The organism is uncultured Sphingomonas sp., from assembly GCF_964237155.1.
Classification (GTDB): domain Bacteria; phylum Pseudomonadota; class Alphaproteobacteria; order Sphingomonadales; family Sphingomonadaceae; genus Sphingomonas.
Genome location: NZ_CAXSHH010000046.1, coordinates 1 through 20,871 on the forward strand (window position 1 = coordinate 1; position 20,871 = coordinate 20,871).

26 protein-coding genes and 1 pseudogene are annotated in these 20,871 nt (G+C 68.5%); 9 read left to right on the forward strand and 18 right to left on the reverse strand.

The annotated features are described in order from the left end of the window. Positions 1–524 (reverse strand): annotated as a pseudogene (locus ACFE71_RS10575) (branched chain amino acid aminotransferase); the annotation flags it as partial. A 129-nt stretch (positions 525–653) separates the two neighbouring features. On the opposite strand from ACFE71_RS10575, the gene ACFE71_RS10580 reads away from it, so the two are divergent. After that, positions 654–1,145, forward strand: a complete 492-nt coding sequence (locus tag ACFE71_RS10580) for a MarR family winged helix-turn-helix transcriptional regulator (RefSeq protein WP_375428756.1) — start codon at positions 654–656, stop codon at positions 1,143–1,145. Here ACFE71_RS10580 and proC read toward each other — a convergent pair. The 10 genes from proC to ACFE71_RS10630 form a co-directional block, all read right to left on the reverse strand. Then, positions 1,142–1,942, reverse strand: a complete 801-nt coding sequence (gene proC / locus ACFE71_RS10585) for a pyrroline-5-carboxylate reductase (RefSeq protein WP_375428780.1) — start codon at positions 1,940–1,942, stop codon at positions 1,142–1,144. The genes ACFE71_RS10580 and proC overlap by 4 nt on opposite strands. Positions 1,943–1,950: 8 nt before the next feature. After that, positions 1,951–2,454 (reverse strand): YbjN domain-containing protein, encoded by a 504-nt coding sequence (locus ACFE71_RS10590; protein ID WP_375428757.1) that lies wholly within the window; start codon positions 2,452–2,454, stop codon positions 1,951–1,953. 54 nt (positions 2,455–2,508) lie between these two features. Next, positions 2,509–2,802, reverse strand: coding sequence for an accessory factor UbiK family protein (locus tag ACFE71_RS10595; RefSeq protein WP_375428758.1), 294 nt, complete (start codon positions 2,800–2,802; stop codon positions 2,509–2,511). A 9-nt stretch (positions 2,803–2,811) separates the two neighbouring features. Then, the gene (locus ACFE71_RS10600; protein WP_375428759.1) at positions 2,812–3,339 is read right to left on the reverse strand and encodes a TspO/MBR family protein; all 528 of its coding nucleotides are present in this window, start codon (positions 3,337–3,339) and stop codon (positions 2,812–2,814) included. A 120-nt stretch (positions 3,340–3,459) separates the two neighbouring features. After that, positions 3,460–4,194: a TlyA family RNA methyltransferase gene (locus ACFE71_RS10605; RefSeq protein ID WP_375428760.1), complete on the reverse strand. Its 735-nt coding sequence runs from the start codon at positions 4,192–4,194 to the stop codon at positions 3,460–3,462. A 44-nt stretch (positions 4,195–4,238) separates the two neighbouring features. Continuing rightward, a complete protein-coding gene (locus tag ACFE71_RS10610; protein WP_375428761.1) occupies positions 4,239–4,460 on the reverse strand; it encodes a hypothetical protein in 222 nt (73 codons plus the stop codon). Continuing rightward, on the reverse strand, positions 4,457–4,819 hold the full coding sequence (locus ACFE71_RS10615) for a hypothetical protein (protein WP_375428762.1): 363 nt from the start codon (positions 4,817–4,819) through the stop codon (positions 4,457–4,459). Before ACFE71_RS10615 ends, ACFE71_RS10610 begins: the two co-directional genes overlap by 4 nt. 45 nt (positions 4,820–4,864) lie before the next feature. After that, positions 4,865–6,787 (reverse strand): 1-deoxy-D-xylulose-5-phosphate synthase, encoded by a 1,923-nt coding sequence (gene dxs, locus ACFE71_RS10620; RefSeq protein WP_375428763.1) that lies wholly within the window; start codon positions 6,785–6,787, stop codon positions 4,865–4,867. Between the two features lie 57 nt (positions 6,788–6,844). Further along, positions 6,845–7,303, reverse strand: coding sequence for a Fur family transcriptional regulator (locus ACFE71_RS10625; protein WP_375428764.1), 459 nt, complete (start codon positions 7,301–7,303; stop codon positions 6,845–6,847). A gap of 55 nt (positions 7,304–7,358) precedes the next feature. Beyond that, positions 7,359–7,742: a MerC domain-containing protein gene (locus tag ACFE71_RS10630; protein ID WP_375428765.1), complete on the reverse strand. Its 384-nt coding sequence runs from the start codon at positions 7,740–7,742 to the stop codon at positions 7,359–7,361. Between the two features lie 135 nt (positions 7,743–7,877). On the opposite strand from ACFE71_RS10630, the gene ACFE71_RS10635 reads away from it, so the two are divergent. From ACFE71_RS10635 to rpsI, 3 genes are all read left to right on the forward strand, one after another. Further along, positions 7,878–8,936 (forward strand): COX15/CtaA family protein, encoded by a 1,059-nt coding sequence (locus tag ACFE71_RS10635; protein WP_375428766.1) that lies wholly within the window; start codon positions 7,878–7,880, stop codon positions 8,934–8,936. 135 nt (positions 8,937–9,071) lie between these two features. Beyond that, a complete protein-coding gene (gene rplM, locus ACFE71_RS10640) occupies positions 9,072–9,554 on the forward strand; it encodes a 50S ribosomal protein L13 (protein ID WP_375428767.1) in 483 nt (160 codons plus the stop codon). Beyond that, positions 9,551–10,120 carry a 30S ribosomal protein S9 gene (gene rpsI, locus ACFE71_RS10645; RefSeq protein ID WP_375428768.1) on the forward strand — a complete coding sequence of 190 codons (570 nt, stop codon included), beginning with the start codon at positions 9,551–9,553 and terminating at the stop codon, positions 10,118–10,120. The genes rplM and rpsI overlap by 4 nt, the downstream gene beginning before the upstream one ends. Before the next feature lie 93 nt (positions 10,121–10,213). On the opposite strand, the gene ACFE71_RS10650 is transcribed toward rpsI, so the two are convergent. Continuing rightward, a complete protein-coding gene (locus ACFE71_RS10650; RefSeq protein ID WP_375428769.1) occupies positions 10,214–10,375 on the reverse strand; it encodes a hypothetical protein in 162 nt (53 codons plus the stop codon). 135 nt (positions 10,376–10,510) lie between these two features. On the opposite strand from ACFE71_RS10650, the gene ACFE71_RS10655 reads away from it, so the two are divergent. Next, on the forward strand, positions 10,511–11,131 hold the full coding sequence (locus tag ACFE71_RS10655) for a methyltransferase domain-containing protein (protein ID WP_375428770.1): 621 nt from the start codon (positions 10,511–10,513) through the stop codon (positions 11,129–11,131). On the opposite strand, the gene ACFE71_RS10660 is transcribed toward ACFE71_RS10655, so the two are convergent. From ACFE71_RS10660 to ACFE71_RS10675, 4 genes are read right to left on the reverse strand one after another with little or no spacing between them, the layout of a single operon-like run. Beyond that, positions 11,115–12,065, reverse strand: a complete 951-nt coding sequence (locus ACFE71_RS10660) for a hypothetical protein (RefSeq protein ID WP_375428771.1) — start codon at positions 12,063–12,065, stop codon at positions 11,115–11,117. The two genes, ACFE71_RS10655 and ACFE71_RS10660, sit on opposite strands and share 17 nt — an antisense overlap. A 16-nt stretch (positions 12,066–12,081) precedes the next feature. Beyond that, positions 12,082–12,267: a ComEA family DNA-binding protein gene (locus tag ACFE71_RS10665; protein WP_375428772.1), complete on the reverse strand. Its 186-nt coding sequence runs from the start codon at positions 12,265–12,267 to the stop codon at positions 12,082–12,084. Next, positions 12,264–13,382 carry a glycosidase gene (locus tag ACFE71_RS10670; RefSeq protein WP_375428773.1) on the reverse strand — a complete coding sequence of 373 codons (1,119 nt, stop codon included), beginning with the start codon at positions 13,380–13,382 and terminating at the stop codon, positions 12,264–12,266. The genes ACFE71_RS10665 and ACFE71_RS10670 overlap by 4 nt, the downstream gene beginning before the upstream one ends. Beyond that, positions 13,379–14,254 (reverse strand): alpha/beta fold hydrolase, encoded by an 876-nt coding sequence (locus ACFE71_RS10675; protein WP_375428781.1) that lies wholly within the window; start codon positions 14,252–14,254, stop codon positions 13,379–13,381. The genes ACFE71_RS10670 and ACFE71_RS10675 overlap by 4 nt, the downstream gene beginning before the upstream one ends. A 38-nt stretch (positions 14,255–14,292) precedes the next feature. Between ACFE71_RS10675 and ACFE71_RS10680 the strand changes: the two genes are divergently transcribed. Next, positions 14,293–15,654 (forward strand): protein adenylyltransferase SelO family protein, encoded by a 1,362-nt coding sequence (locus ACFE71_RS10680; protein ID WP_375428774.1) that lies wholly within the window; start codon positions 14,293–14,295, stop codon positions 15,652–15,654. A 34-nt stretch (positions 15,655–15,688) separates the two neighbouring features. Then, complete coding sequence (gene astD / locus ACFE71_RS10685; RefSeq protein WP_375428775.1) at positions 15,689–17,101, forward strand: succinylglutamate-semialdehyde dehydrogenase; 1,413 nt, start codon at positions 15,689–15,691, stop codon at positions 17,099–17,101. 146 nt (positions 17,102–17,247) lie between these two features. Here astD and ACFE71_RS10690 read toward each other — a convergent pair whose 3' ends face one another. Then, positions 17,248–18,219, reverse strand: coding sequence for a DUF885 family protein (locus ACFE71_RS10690; RefSeq protein WP_375428776.1), 972 nt, complete (start codon positions 18,217–18,219; stop codon positions 17,248–17,250). After that, positions 18,186–19,040 (reverse strand): DUF885 family protein, encoded by an 855-nt coding sequence (locus ACFE71_RS10695; RefSeq protein WP_375428777.1) that lies wholly within the window; start codon positions 19,038–19,040, stop codon positions 18,186–18,188. The genes ACFE71_RS10690 and ACFE71_RS10695 overlap by 34 nt, the downstream gene beginning before the upstream one ends. 227 nt (positions 19,041–19,267) lie before the next feature. Here ACFE71_RS10695 and ACFE71_RS10700 point away from each other — a divergent pair, with 227 nt between their 5' ends. Then, positions 19,268–20,200, forward strand: coding sequence for a DUF808 domain-containing protein (locus ACFE71_RS10700; protein ID WP_375428778.1), 933 nt, complete (start codon positions 19,268–19,270; stop codon positions 20,198–20,200). A 79-nt stretch (positions 20,201–20,279) separates the two neighbouring features. Further along, on the forward strand, positions 20,280–20,871 hold a 592-nt coding region (gene cobA, locus ACFE71_RS10705), incomplete at its 3' end, for a uroporphyrinogen-III C-methyltransferase (RefSeq protein WP_375428779.1).

Here is a 20,871-nt window from a genome sequence, read left to right on the forward strand (position 1 = left end):
GTGCCGCCCGGCGCGGCGCGGGTATGGTCCGGGCTCACCCAGCACGAGATCGCGCGCTCCCCGCCCTTCCAATAAGCGCCCACGGTCGCGGCGATCACCATGAAGAGGTATTCGGTCGACGGCTTCACCCCCAGGAACACCTCGCTGGCGATCTGGAACGGCCGTAGATAAAGTGACCCATCGATACCGGGCGCGGGCACCCAGTCGCGGTCGATCGCCACCAGCCGCTCCACCGCCTCGACGAACAGCTCCTCCGGCAGCTCGGGCATCGCCATGCGCCGGGCGGAGTCGCGGAAACGGCGCGCGTTGGCGGTCGGGCGGAACAGCGCGGCACCGCCGTCCGCCAGCCGATACGCCTTCATCCCCTCGAAGATCTCTTGCGCGTAATGGAATACGGACGACGCCGGATCCATAACCAGCGGCGCGCGCGCGGCGACGTGCGCGTCGTGCCATCCGCCCGCCTCCGACCAGCGGATCACCGCCATATGGTCGGTGAACACGCGTCCGAACCCCGGATCGGCCATACGTTCCGCGCGCTCGACGGCGGGAACAGGCTGGGCGTTCGGTCGGATGTCGAAAGAAAGCGCCAAGGCGGTGAACTCGTCAATTGGATGGGTTGCGGCGGCGTAAGGTGCGCGTCTAGGCGGGTCAACATGGCGTCCGCCCCATCCGCTTCCCCCCTCTTCCTGCGGGAACCCGAACTCCGCCGCGGCCTCGAGCTTCTGTATTTCGGCAACAGCCACATCACCCGCGCGATCGATCGGGGGTTGGCCGCGCAGGGGTTGGGCCGCGCGCACCACCGCGCGCTGTATTTCATCGCGCGCAAGCCCGACATGACGGTCAGCGAGCTCTTGGCGCTGCTCGCCATCACCAAACAGTCGCTCGGCCGCGTGCTGGGCGACCTGTCGGAGCGCGCGCTGGTCGAGATGCGCCCGGGCGAGCGCGACCGCCGCCAGCGTTTGCTGCATCTGACGGACGCGGGCACGGCGCTCGAGATCGAACTGTTCGACGCGCTTCGCGAAAAACTGTCCGCGGCCTATGCGCGCGCGGGCCAGCAAGCGGTGGGTGGTTTCTGGGCGGTGCTGGAGGGGTTGATTCCCGAGGACGAGCGCGGCCGACTCGACGCCCTTCGCCTGCGCGACTAGCGGGCGAGCGCGGCCAGCTCCCCGTTGCGGCGCTCGGCCGCGCGCAAGGTATCCGTCAACAACCGCACCAGCGCGTCGTCGCGGTCGAGCACGTCCAATCCCTCGCGCGTCGACCCGCCCGGGCTCGCGACGCGATCCGCGAGCGCGCTTGGCCCTTCGTCGGATTCGGCGGCCATCGTCGCCGACCCACTCACCGTCGCCAGCGCCAACCGCCGCGCCTGGTCCTCCGGCAGACCCAGCGTCGATCCCGCCCGCGCCAGCGCATTGACGAAGCGGAACAGAAATGCGGGACCCGACCCGGCCAGCGCCGTCACCGCGTCGAACAGCCGCTCCTCCGCGATCCACTCATACGTCCCGAGCGGCGCGCATAGGCTCTCGGCGGTCCGTCGCGCCCGCTGGTCGCCCGTCGACCCGAACAACGCCGTGACGCCGCGGCCGATCGCGACCGGCAGATTGGGCATCGCGCGCACTACGGCCCCGGCCCGACAGGTCGCCGCGACCGTCGCCTCATCGACCCCGGCCAGGATCGATACGAGCAGCCTGGGCATATGCGCGGCAAGGGATGTGCCCTTCAGCTCGCCGAGCTTTTGCGGCTTCAGTGCGAGGACGACCGTGTCGAACACGGCCTCCAAGCCCGGGATCGCCGGGACGACGGCGACGCCGTCCGGCATCGTCCGCCCGCTAGGGCTGACCACCACTACCCGCGCAGGTTCCAATCCGGCCGCGAGCCACCGCCGCAGCATCGCCCCGCCCATGTTCCCGCAACCGATCATCAACACCCGGCCGGCATCGGCCATGGTGACGGTCACGCCTCTCCCTGCGTGTCGATCATCGCGGCGGCGATCGCGTCCTTGGGGCTCTTGCCGCCCCACAGCACGAACTGGAACACCGGATAGAACCGCTCGCACTCGTCGATCGCGCTCTCCACCAGCAGCTCGGCCGCGGCGAGCGACATCGTTCCCTCCTCCGCCCCGTCGACGATCGCGGCATGGCGGAACAGCAGCACGCCGGTCACCGACCACAGCTCGAAATGGCCGATCCACAACTGCTCGTTGACGAGCCCGATGGTCTCGTAGATCGCCGCGCGCCGGTCCTCGGTCACCTTGATGTCGGGGAAAGCCAGGAACTGGAGCACCTGGTCGTCGTCGCGCCACATCGCGCGCAACTCGTACTCCGTCCAGCTGCCCTTGACGCTCACGACGATCTCGTCGTCATGGCGCTGATGGCTCCAGCCATGCGCCGTGTAATACGCCTCGAGCATGTCGATGGGGGCGGAGTCCTCCACCTCGAAATCGGCCTGTTCGAGCATCAGCGCCCCTCTAGCACCCGCGTCACGCCCGCGACGGTGGCGAGAGCTTGGGCATTATGCAAGGGTATCGTCCACCCCAAGCGGCGAAGCTGTGGACAAGCCGGAACGGGACGCCGCCTCGATCGCGTCGATCCGCTGGCGGAGCGCGTCGGCCTCGTCGCGCGCGGCCGCGGCCATCGCCTTGACCGCCTCGAACTCGTCGCGCGACACGAAGTCGAGCCCCCCGATCCATTCTCGTGCTCGCGACCGGGCGCTTAGCTCCGCCTCGCGGCCGACGCCCGCGAGCGTTCCCGCCGCGCCGCTCACCACCTTCATCAAATCGTCGAACATCCGGTTCTCGGACTGCATCGGTTCTTCCTATCCAATCTGACTAATAATTTGGGTCGTACGCCCGCCCGGCGCAAGCTCCGCCCCAGGGTTCAGCCGGTCGATCCGCCAGTTGAGCACGCCCGCATAACCGATCCAGACAAGATACGGCACCATCGCCCAGGCGGCGGCGGAGCGGATGCGCCCGAATGCGATCGTCGCCAGGATGCCGCTGGCGACCATCGCGGCGATCAGCATCCAACCGAGCGTGACCCGATGCGCTCCGAAGAACAGCGGCAGCCAGACGAGATTGAGCGCCAGCGCCACTACGAACAGCGCGATCGCCACGCCCCGCCCCCGCGCGCCGCGCGCATGCAGGATCATGGCCAGCGCCAGGCCCATTAGCGCATACAGCGTCGTCCAGGCGACGGGGAACGCCCAGTCGGGCGGTGTCGCGGCCGGCTTGGCGAGCGCGGCGTACCACGCATTTTCCGATCCGGCGGGCGCGATCGATCCGGACAGGAAGCCGAGCAGGAGCACCGCCGGCACCGTGACCGCGGCCCAGCGCGGAAAAGACATGCGCAACTGTCCCTGAGAGGCGATGCCGCCTAACCTACTCACTCCTCGGCCGTGTCGGCCCATTTGACGGGCAAGGGTCGGACCGTCCAGCGCGGCGCATGTCGAGCTCGTGCGAACCGCTCAATTCCGGACCGCCGCCAGCAGGAATTCGACATTGCCCTCGGGTCCGGTGATCGGGCTCTCGGTCACGCCGACGACCGACCAGCCGCGCCCCGCCACCCACGCCGCGGTCTCGGAGCAGACGCGGGCATGGACCGCCGGATCGCGAACCACGCCCCCGCGACCGACCTCGCCGCGGCCCGCCTCGAACTGCGGCTTGACCAGCGCCATCAGCCGCGCCTTCGGCCCAGCGAAGCCGAGCGGCACGTCGAGCACCTTGGCCAGTCCGATGAAGCTCGCGTCGCACACGATCAGGTCGATCGCCTCGGGCACGTGCGCGCCCGTCAGCACGCGCGCGCTCGTCCGCTCGTGAACGACCACGCGCGGATCCTGCCTGAGGCTCCAGGCGAGTTGGTTGGTCCCGCTATCGACCGCATAGACCCGGGCCGCGCCGCGCTGGAGCAGCACGTCGGTGAAGCCGCCCGTCGACGACCCGACATCGATCGCCACCGCGCCCGCCACGGCCCACCCGAACCGATCGAGCCCATGCACCAGCTTGACCCCGCCGCGCGACACATACGGGTGGTCGCGCCCTTTCACCGTCAATGCCAAGTCGTCCGCGATCGCCTGCCCGGGCTTGTCGACCTTGTGATCGCCCGCGAACACCAGCCCCGCCATGATAAGCGCCTGCGCACGCGTCCGGCTCTCGACGAGCCCCCGGTCGACGAGCAGCTGGTCGATCCGAGTCCTAGGCAATGGACATCACGAACCGCATTCGATCAACGGGGACGATCGTCGGGTCAGCCTTCGTCCGGTCTGGATAGAGAGGGGAAAGACGGCGGAGGTGAACCCTTCGGCAAGTTGCCGTGCAGCGCGTACTGCAACACCGCCTCCACCCGGGCCAACCGATCGCCGAACGCGATCGAGCGTTGATCGGCCTGCTTGGCGATCGCCGTCGTGTTCGCCAGCTTTTCGGACAGGACCATGATGTCGCGAAGCCCGCGAAGGATATCGCTGATCATGCATTCAGCCCCAGCCTGACGCGTACTTCATCCCAGTCGATATCGGCCTGCTCCAGCTCGGCGAACACCTCCGCGCGGATCGTCTCAGGGTCTCGCTTGGGCCGCGCGGCGATATAGGCGTCGAGGTCGTCGAAGGTCGCCTGCATGCGCGCCTTCACTTCGTCGATCTGCCGCATGATCTCCGCCCCGATGTCCTCGGGCATTTCCTCTTCGAACTCGAATCGTTCGGTGGCGGTGCGGACATAGTCGCTGACGCTCATAGCCGCCGATTTCGCGCGCGCCATCAGCACCATCTTCTCACCCTTGGAGAGAAGCACCACCAACCGATCATTACGGATATCGACGCTACGTGTCGCCATGCCTTACCTCCCGAGCACATGTACATATCATGTGCGTGTAGGAATTCAAGCCCGCGCTTCGGCGACCCCGCTCGAATTATGCCGTAGCGCCTTGAGCACCGTCTCCACGATCGCCTCCGCGTCCAGCCCGGCGTCGGCATACTGCGTCTCGGGCTTGTCCTGGTCCTGGAAGACGTCCGGCAACCGGAGCGTGCGCAGCTTCAGCCCGCCATCGATCAGCCCCTCGTCGCTCGCCAGCGTCAGTACGTGCGCGCCCAGGCCGCCGACCGATCCTTCCTCGATCGTCACCGCGACCTCGTGCGTCGTCAGCAACCGCCGGATCAGCGCCTCGTCGAGCGGCTTGGCGAAGCGGAGGTCGGCGACACTCGTCGACAAGCCCTTGGCCTCCAACGCATCCGCCGCGCGCAGCGCCTCGGCCAGGCGCGTGCCGAGCGACAGGATCGCGACCTTCTTCCCCTCGCGCACCATACGCCCGCGGCCGATCTCCAGCCGCTCCGGCACCGCCGGGAGCGGCACGCCGACGCCGTTCCCGCGCGGGTAGCGGACCGCGATCGGCCCCGTGTCATGGAGCACGCAGGTATGGACCATGTGCACCAGTTCCGCCTCGTCCGCCGCCGCCATCACGACGAAGTTGGGGAGCGTCGCCAGGTACGTGACATCGAACGACCCGGCGTGCGTCGCCCCGTCGGCGCCGACCAGCCCCGCCCGATCGATCGCGAAGCGCACGGGCAGGTTCTGGATCGCCACGTCATGGACCACCTGGTCGTAGGCGCGCTGGAGGAAGGTCGAATATATCGCGCAGAACGGGCGCATTCCCTGCGCCGCGAGCCCGGCCGCGAAGGTCACGCCGTGCTGCTCGGCGATGCCGACATCGAAGAACCGGTCGGGATGCGCCGCCGCGAACTTGTCGAGACCCGTCCCCGACGGCATCGCGGCGGTGATCGCGCAGATGCGGTCGTCATGCTCCGCCTCACGCGAAAGCGCTTCCCCGAACACGTTCTGGTATTGCGGCGGTCCCGGCGGCGCCTTGGACTGCGCGCCCGTGATCACGTCGAACTTCTGGACGCCGTGATACTTGTCCGCCGACGCCTCCGCTGGGGCGTAACCATTGCCCTTCTTGGTCACGACATGGACGAGGATCGGCCCTTCCTCCGCGTCTCGCACATTCTCCAGCACGGGGATCAAATGGTCGAGGTTATGCCCGTCGATCGGCCCCACATAATAAAAGCCCAGCTCCTCGAACAACGTGCCGCCCATCGTCATCCCGCGCGCGAACTCGTCGGTCTTGCGCGCCGCCTCGTGGAACGGGCGGGGCAGCTTGCGCGCAAGCTTTTTCAGCAGCTCGCGGATGCTCAGGAACTCGCGGCTTGACACCATCCGCGACAGATATGCCGACAGCCCGCCCACCGGCGGCGCGATCGACATGTCGTTGTCGTTCAGGATCACCACCAGCCGGTTGCCCGCGGCCTCGGCGTTGTTCATCGCCTCGTACGCCATGCCCGCCGACATGGCGCCGTCGCCGATCACCGCGATCCCCTTGCCCGGCCGGTCCGACAGCTTGTTGGCGATCGCGAAGCCGAGCGCCGCGGAGATCGAGGTCGAGGAATGCGCCGCGCCGAACGGGTCGTATTCCGATTCGGACCGCTTGGTGAAGCCCGACAACCCGCCGCCCTGGCGCAGCGTCCTGATGCGGTCGCGCCGCCCCGTCAGGATCTTGTGCGGGTAGCATTGGTGCCCGACGTCCCAGATCAGCCGATCGGCGGGCGTGTCGAACACGTAATGGATCGCCGTCGTCAGCTCGACGACGCCCAGGCCCGAGCCCAAATGCCCGCCCGTCGTCCCGACCGCCGAGATCACCTCCTGCCGCAGCTCGTCGGCGAGTTGGCGCAACTGATCCGGTTTCAGCTTGCGGAGATCGCCGGGCACGAAAACGGTGTCGAGCAGCGGCGTTGTGGGTGGATCGGCCATCGCGGATGCTTAACGGGTCAGGGCGTTAGTGTCGATCGCGCCAAGTAGTCGGGGAGATCAGGCGCAAGTGGCGCACTTGCCTCGCACCTCGACCACCGGTCGCACGGGCGAGAAGCCGGTGTCGGACGCCGCCCCACGGATCGCGCCCGTCAACTTATCGTTATCAATATGCGTCGTCTGCCCGCAACCGTCGCACACCAGGAAGATGCAGTCGTGCAGGCACCCCGGATGGCTGTTGGCCAGATACGCGTTCGCGCTCTCGACCCGCATCGCCAGGTTCGCGCCGACGAACAGGTCGAGGATGCGATACACGCTGTTCGCCGCCACCCGTCGCCCCTGCGCGATCGAGACCGCCTCCGCGATGTCATAGGCCGACGCCGGCTTGTCGAACCCGGCAAGCGCGCCGAACACGCTCGCGCGCATCGCCGTCCACTGCTCCCCCGCCCCCACCAACGCTGTCTGAGCAGCCTGGGTCAGGTCATCGCTGTTGGCATGGTGATGGTGGTGCGCGGCCATCGACGAAACTTAGGGCGTGGCCCGCCCTGGAGCAAGCGGACGCCCTCGAACGCGATCAGTCGAACGCCACCCGGTTCAGCCGGTGCCCGAACGCCAGAAGCGCGACGCCGATGATCGTCCACATCGCCTCGTCATGGTTCGGCCCGTGCCCGAGCGTCATCGCGCCCGCCATGATGCCGAGGCCCAGCGATCCCATCGCGGGCGGCATCAGCATGCCGTGCTCCCACGCGCCGCGGCCGAGCGCGAGCGCGCCGAACAGGATGGCCACGACCAGCCCCACCTCGTGGAACAGCGGATGGAGGAGCAGGCCGCCGACCGTCGAGGCGAGCGCCACGAGTACGGAGGTGGTGAGGCAGTGAACGAGACACAGGCCGGAAAGCCCGATCGCGTATCGATCGAGGGCGTCGCTCCATCGCGGTCCGGAAAGGGCGGCGTTCATCGCTGAACTAACTAGCGCGAATGATCGCTCGTTACAACATCACATCGCCGGTATGTACGGCCCATGGACGACTTGATCGTCCGGTCCTCCGTACGATCGCTTGGCGCTCGGGCGCGCAGTCCCTACCTCTCCATCATGCTCAAGCCCAGCGCCGCGTTCATGACCCTCGCCCGGCCCCTGACCGTGTCGCGCTGGCTGTTCGCCGTCGCCGGTCTGATCGTGTTGATGGTCATCGTCGGCGGGATCACGCGGCTGACCGAGTCGGGGCTGTCTATCACCAGCTGGAAGCCGATCAGCGGCACCATCCCACCGCTGAATGACGCGCAGTGGCGGGCCGAGTTCGACGCCTACAAGCGGATCCCCGAATACATCCAGCTGAACGCGGGCATGACGATGGCTGGGTTCAAGGCGATCTTCTTCTGGGAGTACGCGCACCGCCTGCTCGGCCGGATCATCGGCTTGGCCTTCGCGCTGCCCCTCCTCTATTACGCCGCGCGCCGCTGGATACCGCGCGGCTATGGCTGGCGGCTTCTCGCGCTGCTCGCGCTCGGCGCCACGCAGGCCGTCATCGGCTGGTGGATGGTCTCCTCGGGGCTGTCCGACCGCACCGACGTCAGCCACGTGCGCCTCGCGGTCCACCTCTTGACCGCACTCACCATTCTGGCGGGGCTTGTCTGGACCGCGCTCGATCTGCGCGCGCTCCACTATAACCCGCTTGCCGCGCCCGCCCGCCTCGGCGGCGTCGCCATCGTCGCGCTGGTCGGGCTCTATCTCCAGCTACTTTACGGGGCATTCACCGCCGGGCTCGACGCGGGCTATGCCTTCTCGAGCTGGCCGATGATGGGCGATAAATGGTATCCCGCCGCCGCGCCGATGCTCCCGACCGCGCTCCAGAACGCGGTGGATAATCCCATCATGGTGCAGTTCGTCCACCGATGGCTCGCCTTCGTCACCGCCGCCGGCCTCGTCTGGCTCGCCGCCCGCGCCGTCAAGGCGGGCTCACCACGCGCGGGCGTCGCGGTGATCCTTCTCGTCGGCCTGCAGATCTCGCTGGGCGTCGCCACGATCGTGACCGGCGTCGCGTTCCCCCTGGCGGTCGCGCACCAAGCCAACGCCGCGCTGCTGCTGATCGCCACCGTCTGGGCCGCGCATGTCGTCGGCGAGCGGGTTGCGGTGCTCGAAGCCGCTCGCTGACTGACCGGGTATTCCTGTACCTGTCAGCAAAGCCGCTGATTAGTTGACGTTCAGCCCCCGATCCGTCATTGACGCTTTCAACGCGCCGCCTTTTCCGGGCGGCGTTCGTTGTTTCACGATAAAGGTCCAAGCCCCATGAAGGCGCTAATGAAGACCACCAAGTCGGCCAAGCCGCACGAGGTGGAGAAGAAGTGGCACATCGTCGACGCGGAGAACCTCGTCGTCGGTCGCGCCGCGGTCGTCATCGCGAACGTCCTGCGCGGCAAGCACAAGACATCATATACCCCGCATGTCGATTGCGGCGACAACGTCGTCGTCATCAACGCCGACAAGATCCGCTTCACGTCCAACAAGGCGCAGAAAAAGGTCTATTACAAGCACACCGGCTACGCGGGCGGCATCAAGGCCATCACCGCAGCAAAGGTGCTTGAGGGCCGCTTCCCCGAGCGCGTCCTAGAGAAGGCCGTCGAGCGGATGATCCCGCGCGGGCCTCTCGGTCGCGAGCAGATGCGCAACCTGCGCATTTTCAAGGGCACCGATCACCCCCACACCGCCCAGGACCCGCAGGTTCTCGACATCGCGGGCATGAGCCCCAAGAACAAGGTCGGCGCACGATGACCGATAACCGCCAGAACGACAGCCGTCAGTCCTTGTCCGACCTCGCCGCGTTGACCGGAGCGCCAGCCCCCGTCGGCGGTCGCCCGATCGACTCCGACGCCAACGCCGCGACGCCCAACGACACCTTCGAGCTGCCCGCCGTCTCGACCATGCCGCTTCGCGAGCAGGAGATCGACGCACAGGGCCGCGCCTACGCCACCGGTCGTCGCAAGGACGCGGTCGCGCGCGTCTGGATCAAGCCCGGCTCGGGCAAGATCACGATCAACGGCCGCGACCAGGAGACGTATTTCGCGCGTCCCTCGCTCCGCCTCGTCATCAACCAGCCCTTCGGCGTCGCCGAGCGCGACGGCGCGTACGACGTGATCTGCACCGTCAAGGGCGGCGGGCTGTCGGGCCAGGCGGGTGCGGTCAAGCACGGCATCAGCCAGGCGCTGACCCGCTACGAGCCGGTGCTTCGCGCTCCCGTCAAGGCGGCGGGCTTCCTGACCCGTGACAGCCGCATCGTCGAGCGCAAGAAGTACGGCCGCGCCAAGGCGCGCCGCAGTTTCCAGTTCTCGAAGCGCTAATTCGTCCAGCCTTCCCGACCTTGTCTCGGGGAAAAAGAAAGGGGGCGGTCCGCAACTGGCGGATCGCCCCCTTTTTCATTCGGTCGCTTGGTCTTAACGACCGCGCAGCGTATTCAGCAGCGCGAGGCCGACGACGCCCGCGAGCGCGGCGGTCGCGCCGGGCCGCGCCTTGGCGAACGCACGCGCCTTGTCGGTCGCCTGCGTGAATTGCCCCTTCGCGCCCGTGTTGCCGGTGGTCTGGTTGATGGTGGTCATAAGCGGTACTCCATGAATGACGACACGCTAGTCGAAGCGGGCGTGGGGTGCGGAACGTGCGGCCGCGCGATAGGTGCCGTATAAATCGTTCGGCCGTGCGTGGCGGCGCACGAATGCCGTGCCTAGATCGCGCGCATGAGCGACCTTCCCGAACTCCCCGCCGCCGCCTTCGCCAAGCAGGACACGGGCGACGACCTCGACTTCTACGCTCCGCCGCGCCTCGTCACGCATATCGACCAGGGCGCGGTCGCCGCGCTCACCGACTGCTACCGCCGTCTGCTCCCGGCAGGGGGCGGCGTGCTCGACCTGATGTCCAGCTGGATCAGCCACCTGCCGGACGACGTGCCGCTCGGCGAGGTGGTCGGCCAGGGCATGAACGCGGATGAACTCGCCTTGAACCCACGCCTCGATCGCTGGTTCGTCCAGGACCTCAACGCCAATCCCGTGCTTCCGCTGATCGACGGCGCGCTCGACGCCGCGCTCTGCTGCGTCGGCGTCCAGTACCTCCAGCGACCCGTCACCGTCTTCACCGAAGTCCGCCGCGCGCTTCGCCCCGGATCGCCCTTCATCGTCAGCTTCTCCAACCGCTGCTTCCCGACCAAGGCGGTCGCCATCTGGCGCTCGCTCGACACCGCCGGTCAGGCGCGGCTGGTCCAGCTCTATCTCGACCGCGCGGGGTTCGCCGACGCGAAGTCGACTGTTCTCGCCGACGGCCGCCGGAGCGACCCGCTCGTCGCGGTCACAGGTCGGGCCTGACCGCCGGCGACGGCCGGAAAACCGGCTCGTCGCTCGCCAGCATGACCGAGAAATAAGCGGCCGTGCGCTGCGGCATCTCGTCGAACACCAGCTCCTCGGCGTTGCGGGTGAGCCTGATCGCGGTCCCGCCCTCCGCCTGCTCGACGAAGCTGTCAAAATGCGTGAAATTGTTGGTCCGAAGATCGAGCACCGGCTCGCGCCCGCGTTCCAGCTTGCGCTTGAACCCGACCGCGCCGCCCGTCGCGACCATGTAGTCGCACAACCGCCGGAACAGCTTGGGCAGGATCGGCGCCTCCTCGGTGATGACGGCGAGTTCGGTCGGGTCGAAGCCGGCGGTCCCCCTATCCTCGGGCCAAAGACCCCGGCCAGCGGCTCGCGCCTCGATCACGGCCTCGGCCAGCGCGTCGCGCAATGTCCCGAACAGCCCGGTATAGAAGGTTGGATAGGCGAGGCCCTCACGCAGCGCCAGGTGGTTGAAGCTGTCGCGGAGCCTGTCGGGTTGGAGGACGATGCTCGCGCCGTCATCCTCCGGCGGATCACCTGCGAAAACGAACGCGATCGGCCGCCCGTTCTTCTCGACCGAGCGCGACAGGATGTAACCAGGCGTCCCGTCCATCGCGGCCAGCACCGTCCGCCGCGCGCCGTCCCAGCGCACGCCGGTGACGCCCGCGAAACCGAGCAGCCGATCGGACGCGGCATCCGCCCACCGGCGCGGCTGCGCATACACCCCGCCCCCGCTCGGCGGCGAGTAATGCGTTTCAAGCGTGTCGATCGCCTCGATCCGCAATTGCAGATGCCCGCGCGCGTTCATTCGCGGCCGAAAGCCGCCGAGCCTGCCGAGCAGCTCCGGGTCGCGCGGTTCGAACCGGATCGAGTCGCCGTCGGGCGAATAGCCCACGACATGAAAGCGCCCGGCGATCAGCGTGAACGGCATCGTGTGTTCCCTTTGCTCAACCGACCGTCAGCCGGTCCTTGGCCCCGTCCGCCTTGCCCGTCAGCCCGGGCACCTCGTCGAGCTGACGCAGATCGGTGAAGCGCCCGCGTTCCTCGCGGTAGCGTACGATCTCGAACCCGTGGCCCTTCAGCTCGGGGATCAGGTCCAGTTCGGCCGCGGTCGCTGCGTTCAGGTCGATCATACAAATACCTCTTTACCGATATGCGTCACGCGGCAGGCCAGGTCCGCCTCCCCGCTCGCCACGATCCAATGATCGCCTCCATCGGCGATCCCGGTCGTGAACACCACGTCGTCGATGTACATCAGGTCGCGCAACGGCTCGGTCAGCGCCGGGTTCGCCTCGAGCAGCGGCACCTCGGCCGTTCGCAGCATCACCGACGGATTGTCGCGGTCCAGGATCGACCAATAGGTCCGGTATTTTCCCACCCGCCCCGACGGCTCGACGCCGTGCCACAGCGTCAGCCAGCCCGCCGTCGTCAAGACCGGCGGCGTCCCCCCGCCCATCCGCGCGGTCGCGACCGTGTCGGCGCGCGGGCGGATACCGGGTCGGTCGTGTGGTCGCCAATGGAGCGCGTCGAGCGAGCGCGCCAGGTTGATCGATGGCCCCGCCAGCCACTCCGATCCCGGCGGATAGGCGAAATACAGGTCGCCCAGCGGCCGCGTCTGCGCCCAATACTCGCCCCCGATCAGCCCCTCGAACACCAGCATGTCCTTGTTCTGGTGGTCCAGCACGATCCCCTCCAGCGTCCAGTCGAGCGCGTCGTCGCTGGTGTAGAGCGTCGTGCATTGCCGCTCCGGGCTGACTGAGCAGGTCGTCATCAGATATCGCCCGCCCACCTGGCTGATCCGCGCATCCTCGACGCCGTAGCATTGGTAGCTCCCGGTCGGCGCGATCGCGCGGTCGTAATGCACCTGCTCGACCCGCCGGCCCTCCGCGTCGAGCTCGACGGGCAGCAGCCATGACAGCGAGGTGAGCGCCATTACCCGCCACGCGCCGCCCGGCACCCCGATCTTGCGCGGATCGGACAGGTCGATCGCCTCGACCGGCCACCGGTCGAGCACATACCCGCCCGCGTCCCACCGCACCGAACGCACATGACCACCTTCCAGCGGATGCCGCAGCGCCTCCGCCACCCGCACCATCAGGAGGAGATTGCCGTTCGGCAGCCGCGTCATCCCCGGATTGAACGCGCCCAGCACGAACGTTTCCGCGTCGACCTTCCCCGCCAGCGGCGAGCGCGCCAGGTCGACATCGCGCGGCCCGAACAGGACTCGGTCGAACTTGTGGACGCTCATGCCGCCGCTGGCTCCAGCACCCGCTCCAGCCACCGCGCGATCGGCCGCTTCAGCTCGGGTTCGTTCAGCGTCGGCGCGTGCCCCGTCCCCGACACCGTCGCCAGCTCGCCCTGCGCCAGCGTCGCCGTCATCCGCTCGGCCGTCTCCGCCGCCAGCACGTCCGACCGCTCGCCGCGCACCACCAAGGTCGGCGTGCCATGTAGCGCATCGAGCGCGCGCCACATATCCGGCCCCGCCTCGTTCCCCGGCACGCGGAACGGCTCGGCGATCCGCAGGTCGTAATCCAGCACGATCCGCCCCGCGCTGTTCAGCCGGTGCGTGCGCTTGGCCATCGCCAGCCAGTCCTCGACCCCCCAATCCGGGTGGATCGTCCCGTTTCCCTCTTGCACCCCGCGCGCCGCGTGCATCCAGGTCGGCCAGCTCGACGCGCGCCCGACATAGCCCCTGATCCGCTGGAGCCCGCGCGGGTCGATATCGGGCCCGACATCGTTCAGCAGCGCCCCGACCAACCGCCCCCGCTCCGCACCAGCCAGCAGCATCGTCACGATCCCGCCCAGCGACGTGCCGATCGCCGCGAACCGCCCGATCCTTTGTTCCTCCAGCAGCGCGTCGACGTCCTGCACGTATGTCAGCGGCGCGTAGCTCATCGGGTCCTTGGCGTACCCGCTCTCGCCCCGCCCCCGGAAATCGAGCGCGAGAACGCGCCATTCCGGCGACAGCCGCGCCGCCAACTCCGCGAAATCGCGCGCGTTGCGGGTCAGCCCCGGCAGGCACAGGATCGGCGGCCGCCCCGCATCCCCGCCGGCGTAATCGCGATAGTGGAGGCGCAGCCCGTCGGGCGACCACCAGTAACGATCCTCGTATCCGACCAATGCTTGCACCCCGTTCCGCGCGGGCCCCATATCGCCGTATGCCGATCGACCCGCAAGCATATCGCCCCGCCGCCGCCCTCCAGGAACTCGGCCCCGATTTCTGGGATCCAGTCGCCGCCGCCGACTTTCCCGAGACGCGCCTGCACTACCGCAACGACCGCGCCGCCGCGCAGGTCGGGCTGGACGCGCTGACGGACGAGGAGTGGGTCCGCCATTTCGGCCGCTTCGACCCGCTCCCGGGGACGCTGCCCGGGCCGCTCGCGCTCCGTTATCACGGCCACCAATTCCGCAGCTACAACCCCGAGATCGGCGACGGCCGCGGCTTCACCTTCGCCCAGATGCGCGACGACCGCGACCGCCTGATGGACCTCGGCACCAAGGGCTCCGGCCAGACGCCATGGAGCCGCTTCGGCGACGGCCGCCTGACGCTGAAGGGCGGCGTGCGCGAGATCCTGGCGACCGAGATGCTCGAAGCACTCGGCGTCCCCACCTCGCGCACCCTGTCGAGCATCGAGACCGGCGAGGCGCTGCAGCGTGGCGACGAACCCTCCCCGACACGCGGCGCGGTGATGGTCCGCCTGAGCCACGGCCACATCCGCATCGGCACCTTCCAACGCCTGGCTTACCTTCGCGACGAAGCGAACATGCGCCGCCTGACCGACTACGTGCTCCGCGAACTTTACGCCGAGGAGCCCGGAGACGAGCCCGCGCTCCGCCTGCTCGACCTCGTGCTCGACCGCACCGCGCGGCTCGCCGCATCCTACATGGCGGCGGGCTTCGTCCACGGCGTGCTCAATTCGGACAACATCAACGTCACCGGCGAAAGCTTCGACTATGGCCCTTGGCGCTTCGCCCCGACCTGGGACGCGGGCTTCACCGCCGCCTATTTCGACCATGCCGGACTGTACGCGTTCGGCCGCCAGCCCGAGGCGATCAATTGGGACGTCATGCAGCTCGCCGGCTCCTTGCGCCTGATCGCCGGGAGCGAGCCGCTCGTCACCCTGCTCGACACCTTCGGCCCGCGTTTCCAGGGATACATCGCCGCCGCGATGCTTTGGCGGCTCGGCCTGACCTCGCGGGGCGAGGAGGCCGACCGCGCGTTGATCCAATCGCTCGAACGTACGCTCCGCACGACCGGCGTGGAGGTCCACCACTTCTTCCACGACGCCTTCGCGCAAGCCCTGCCGAGCTCCTATGGCGAGGAATGGGCCGACTTTCGCGCCCTCGCCGCCGCCCACGCGCCCCGCAGGGAACGCGATGCCGATTGGCAGGGCGAACCTTGCGGCATGCTCATCGACGAGGTGGAAGCGATTTGGTCACCGATCGCGGAAAGCGACGACTGGTCGCGGCTGCACGCCAAGGTCGCGGAGGTGCGCGCGATGGGCGACGCGCTCGCTTGACCTCCTTCTTGATCCCGGTCAACCAACGCCCCCGATGCCCGCCGAGCTTCACTCCCACGAACCCGCCACCGGCGCGCACCTGTGGTCGGGCGCGGTCGGCGACGCGGACGCGGAGGTCGCCGTCGCCCGCTCCGGCTGGGCCGCCTGGGCCGCCCGTCCCTTCACCGTCCGCGCGGAGGCGCTCCGCCGTTTCGTCAACGTCGTGCGCTCCCGCCACGAGCCCTTCGCCGACCTGATCGCGCGCGAGACGGGCAAGCCGCTCTGGGAGGCCCGGACCGAAATCGACAGCGTCATCGCCAAGGTCGAAATCTCGATCGCGGCCTACGGCGAACGCACCGCGCAACGCCGCCTCGACTCGCCGATGGGTAGCCGCATGGCGCTCCGCCATAAGCCGCACGGCGTGCTCGCGGTGCTCGGCCCCTACAACTTCCCGGCCCACCTGCCGAACGGCCACATCGTCCCCGCGCTGCTGGCGGGCAACGCGGTCGTATTCAAGCCGTCGGAAAAGACCCCCGCCGTCGGTACCTACCTGGTCGACTGTTTCCACGCCGCCGGCATTCCGCCCGAATGCGTCCGCCTCCTGGCCGGCGGCCCCGCCGAGGGTCGCGCGCTATCGGCGCACCCCGACATCGACGGGCTCCTCTTCACGGGCTCGGCGCGCACCGGCCTCGCGCTGAACCGCGCCTTCGCCGAGCATCCGGAGAAGATCCTCGCGCTCGAGATGGGCGGCAACAACCCGATCATCGTCTGGGACACCCCCGACCTCCACACCGCCGCGACGATCGTCGCCCAGTCCGCCTTCACCAGCGCCGGCCAACGCTGCACCGCCGCGCGCCGCCTGATCGTCGAGGACCGGCTCTACGATCCGCTGATCGAAGTGCTGAGCAAGCTGATCGGCCGCCTCATCGTCGGCGATCCGCACGCCGTCCCGCAGCCCTTCATGGGCCCGGTGATCGACGACGAGGCCGCCGACACGCTGACCGAGGCTTTCCTGGGCCTGCTCCTCACCGGCGGCCGCGCGATCCGCCATCTGGAACGCCCGGTCGAGGACCGCCCCTTCCTTCTCCCCGGTCTGATCGACGTGACCGCGGTGCGCGACCGGCCCGACACCGAACTGTTCGGCCCCGTCCTGCAGGTCATCCGCGCCGACGATTTCGACGCCGCGATCGCCGAGGCCAACAACACCCGCTACGGTCTTTCGGCCTCGCTGATCTGCCAGACGCCCCAGCTCTACGACCGCTTCTGGGCGAACGCGCGCGCCGGCATCGTCAACTGGAATCGCCCCACCAACGGTGCCTCCTCCGGCGCGCCGTTCGGCGGCGTCGGCTGGTCCGGTAACCATCGTCCCAGCGCGTTCTACGCGGCGGACTATTGCGCCTACCCCGTGGTGAGCAACGAGGCAGAAGCTGCAAGGGCAAACATCGGCATCGGTTTAAGGGACGCCTAATTACTACCTCCCCTCTCCCGCTTTCGCGGGAGAGGGTGGCCGAGCGAAGCGAGGTCGGGTGAGGGCACTTCTTCTTGGAAAAGTCCGGCCCTCACCCTGGCGCTACGCGCCTGTCCCTCTCCCGCGAAAGCGGGAGAGGGCTTAAGTCACCGCCTTGAAATCCAATCGTTCATCTTCGCCTCCAGCACCGGCATCGGCAGCGCCCCCGTATCCAGCACCTGCGCATGGAACGCCCGCGCATCGAACCGCGCGCCCATCGCCGACTGCGCCTTCGCCTTCAACCGCAGGATCGTCAGCTGCCCGATCTTGTATGCCAACGCCTGGCCGGGGATCGCGACGTACCGCTCCACCTCCGCCGTCGCGTCGCTCTCGGGCATCGGCGAGTTATCGAGCATGTACCGGATCGCCCGATCGCGGCTCCACCCCTTCGCATGCAGCCCCGTGTCGACCACCAGCCGCATCGCGCGCAGCATCTCGTCGTTCAGCCCGCCCATTCGCTGGTAGGGATCGGTCTCGACGCCCAGCTCCGGATAGAGCGTCTCCGCATACAGCGCCCATCCCTCCACGAACGCGGTATTCCCGCCGAAGCGCATGAAGGCGGGAAGCGCTTCGTTCTCCTGCGCCAGGCTGACCTGGAAATGGTGGCCCGGCACCGCCTCGTGCAGGTACAGCGTCTCGACGCCCCACAGATAGCGGTTGGGCAGGTCGTAACTGTTGTAGAAGAACACGCCGGGCCGTGATCCATCCGGCGTGCCGCGCTGATACGACCCCGCCGCCGCGGTCTTCTCGCGGAACGCAGGCACCGGCCTGATCTCGAGCCTGGTCTTGGGCAAGAGCGAGAACTGCGTGGCGATCCGCGCGTCCACGCGCCTACCTGCCGCCTCATAGGCGATCCGAAGTTCGTCCGGCGTCTTGGGCTGGAACCGGCGATCGGTGCGCAGGTGGCGAAAGAACTCGGGCAACGTACCCTTGAACCCGACCTTCGCCTTTTGCGCCTCCATCTCGGCGAGGATCCGCGCGACCTCCTCCAACCCCAGCCGGTGCACCGCGTCCGCCTTCATCGGCAACGTCGTGTTGCTCTCGATCAGATGGTCGTACAGTGCCGCGCCGCCCGGCAACGCCGACAGGCCAACCGTATCGCGCGCGCGCGCGGCAGATATTCGTCCTGGAGGAACGCCCGCAGCCGCCCGTGCGCCGGGTTCAGGACATCGCGTACCTGCCGCGCATAGGCCGCCGTCAACCGCGCCCGGTCCGCCGCCGGCACCGCGTCGGGGAAGGTCTTCACGGGCGCGTAGAATAGCGACGCCTGAACACCCCCGGCCAGCAGGTTGTCGATCTGCCCGATCACGTTGCGCACCACCAGCTTGGGCGGCGTGATCCCCCGCGCCATGCCCGCCCGCGCCCGCACGATCATCCGGTCAAGCACCTGCGCGTACTGCGCATTGCGCAACAGGTTGTTCTCGTAATCCGCGACCGTCTTGAACGGTGCGCCGCCCTCGCCCGACGCGATCTCGGGATAGAAGGTCTGGAAGCCCCGGAAGTGGTTGACCGGCAGCACGTCGGTGATCCGCCGTACCGCGGGCGTATAGCCCCTGAGCTCGATCTCGTTGTCCGTCCGAAACACGTCGAACGCGATCCGGTCCACTGCCGACAGCTTAGCCCGATCGATCCCGCGCAAAGCCTGGAGGTTACGCTCAACCGCCCGCTGCTCCTCCAGCTCATAGGCGTCGGTCAACGACTCGCCGATCCGGTCCGCATAACGCAGGTCGCCTCGCAGCAGCGCCTGGATCGGGTTGCGCTTCAAATTCGCCTCGTCGCTCTCCGCGAACAACCGCCGAAGCTTCGCGCCTTCGTCCTGCGCTCGCGCCACGGGCGGGGTCTGCGCGACGGATAACCCAGGCAGGGCGGCGGCGAGGAGCAGGGCGGCGAAGTGGCGCAATACTAGGTACTCCGAAAGCGGACGACCGCAACAACACCTTTCGTGCTGAGCTTGTCGAAGCATCGTCCTTCTGTCGGCCGCAGCGAAGAAGAACGACCCTTCGACAAGCTCAGGGCGAACGGGGTCTGTCGACGCCCTAACCCTCCTCTCCGGACTTGGAAACAGAGCGCTTGAGCCCCCCAAACTACCCCGCTACCCCGCCCCGACCACCAGGAGTTCCACGCCCCATGCCCTCCGGCCTAGTAGCCCTGCTCGACGACATCGCCGGCCTGACCAAGCTCGCCGCCGCTTCGCTCGACGATGTGGGCGCCGCCGCGGCCAAGGCCGGGTCCAAGGCGGCGGGCGTCGTGGTCGACGACACCGCCGTCACCCCGAACTACGTTGTCGGGCTCGATCCCAAGCGCGAACTGCCGATCATCTGGCGGATCGCCAAGGGCTCATTACGCAACAAGCTCCTGATCCTCATCCCGCTCGCGCTGCTGCTCGCCGCCTTCGCGCCCTGGGCCGTCACGCCGCTTCTCATGATCGGCGGCCTTTTCCTGTGCTTCGAGGGTGCGGAAAAGGTGATCGAGGCATTCGGCGGCGGTCACGCCGAGGGCGACGGACCCGCGCCCACCGATCCCAAGCAGCTGGAGGACCAGAAGGTCGCCGGCGCGGTCCGCACCGACCTGATCCTGTCGGCCGAGATCGTGGCGATCACGCTCGCCGATGTCGCCGCCTCGCCGCTCGTCCAGCAGGGGGTCGTGCTGGCGGTCGTCGGCATCGCCATAACCGTCGCCGTCTACGGCGTCGTCGCGCTCATCGTGAAGCTCGACGATATCGGCCTTCACTTCGCCCGGCGCGGTCCAGGCGCGGTGCGCGCGTTCGGCCGCGGGCTGGTGCTCGGTGTCCCCTGGCTCATGACCGTCCTGTCGGTCGTCGGCACCGCCGCGATGCTGTGGGTCGGTGGGCAGATCGTCACGCACGGCGCCGAGGGGCTGGGCTTCGCCGTCCCCGCGCACCTGATCGAGGGCGCCGCCCACGGCGCGAGCGCCGCGCTCGGTTTCGGGGTGGCGGCGGTCGAATGGATCGTCTCCGCCGCGCTCAACGGTATCGTCGGGCTGGCGCTGGGCGCGATCATCGCCTTCGTCGTCGGCCGCTTCCATCGCCCCAAGCACTGACCGCGCCCAAACCTCTCCTAGCCGCGCCGATAGCATCGCTGCATTGTCCATCGCCGCCGCGCCGCCCACTTACGCTCGCATGGCCACACTCCTCGACCCCGAAGCGCGTGGGCGCGTGATCCTGGTGGGCGCTGGTCCGGGCGACCCCGGCCTCCTCACCGTCCGCGCGGTCGAGGCGCTCGCAAGGGCCGACGTCGTCGTCCATGACGGCCTGATCGACCCCCATGTCCTCGACCTTGCGCCCGCGTCCGCCCAGCGCATCTCCGTCGCCAAGCAGCGCGCGCGCCACACCCTGCCGCAGGAGGCGATCAACGCGCTCATCGTCGCGCACGTCCGCACCGGCGCGATCGTCGTGCGGCTGAAGGGCGGCGACCCCTTCATCTTCGGCCGCGGCGGCGAGGAGGTCGAGGCCGTCCGCGCCGCCGGCTTGCCCGTCGAGGTCATCCCCGGCGTCTCGGCCGCGCTCGGCTGCGCGGCGGAGGCGATGCTCCCGCTCACCCACCGCGACCACAGCTCGGCAGTCTCGTTCGTCGCGGGCCAGTGCAAGGGGCTGGCCGAGCAGGATTGGGCGGGCTTGGCGGGCCAGGGCCGAACGCTCGTCATCTACATGGGCGTCGCGACCGCGGCCGATATCGCCGACAAGCTGATGGCCGACGGCGTCGCTCCCGACA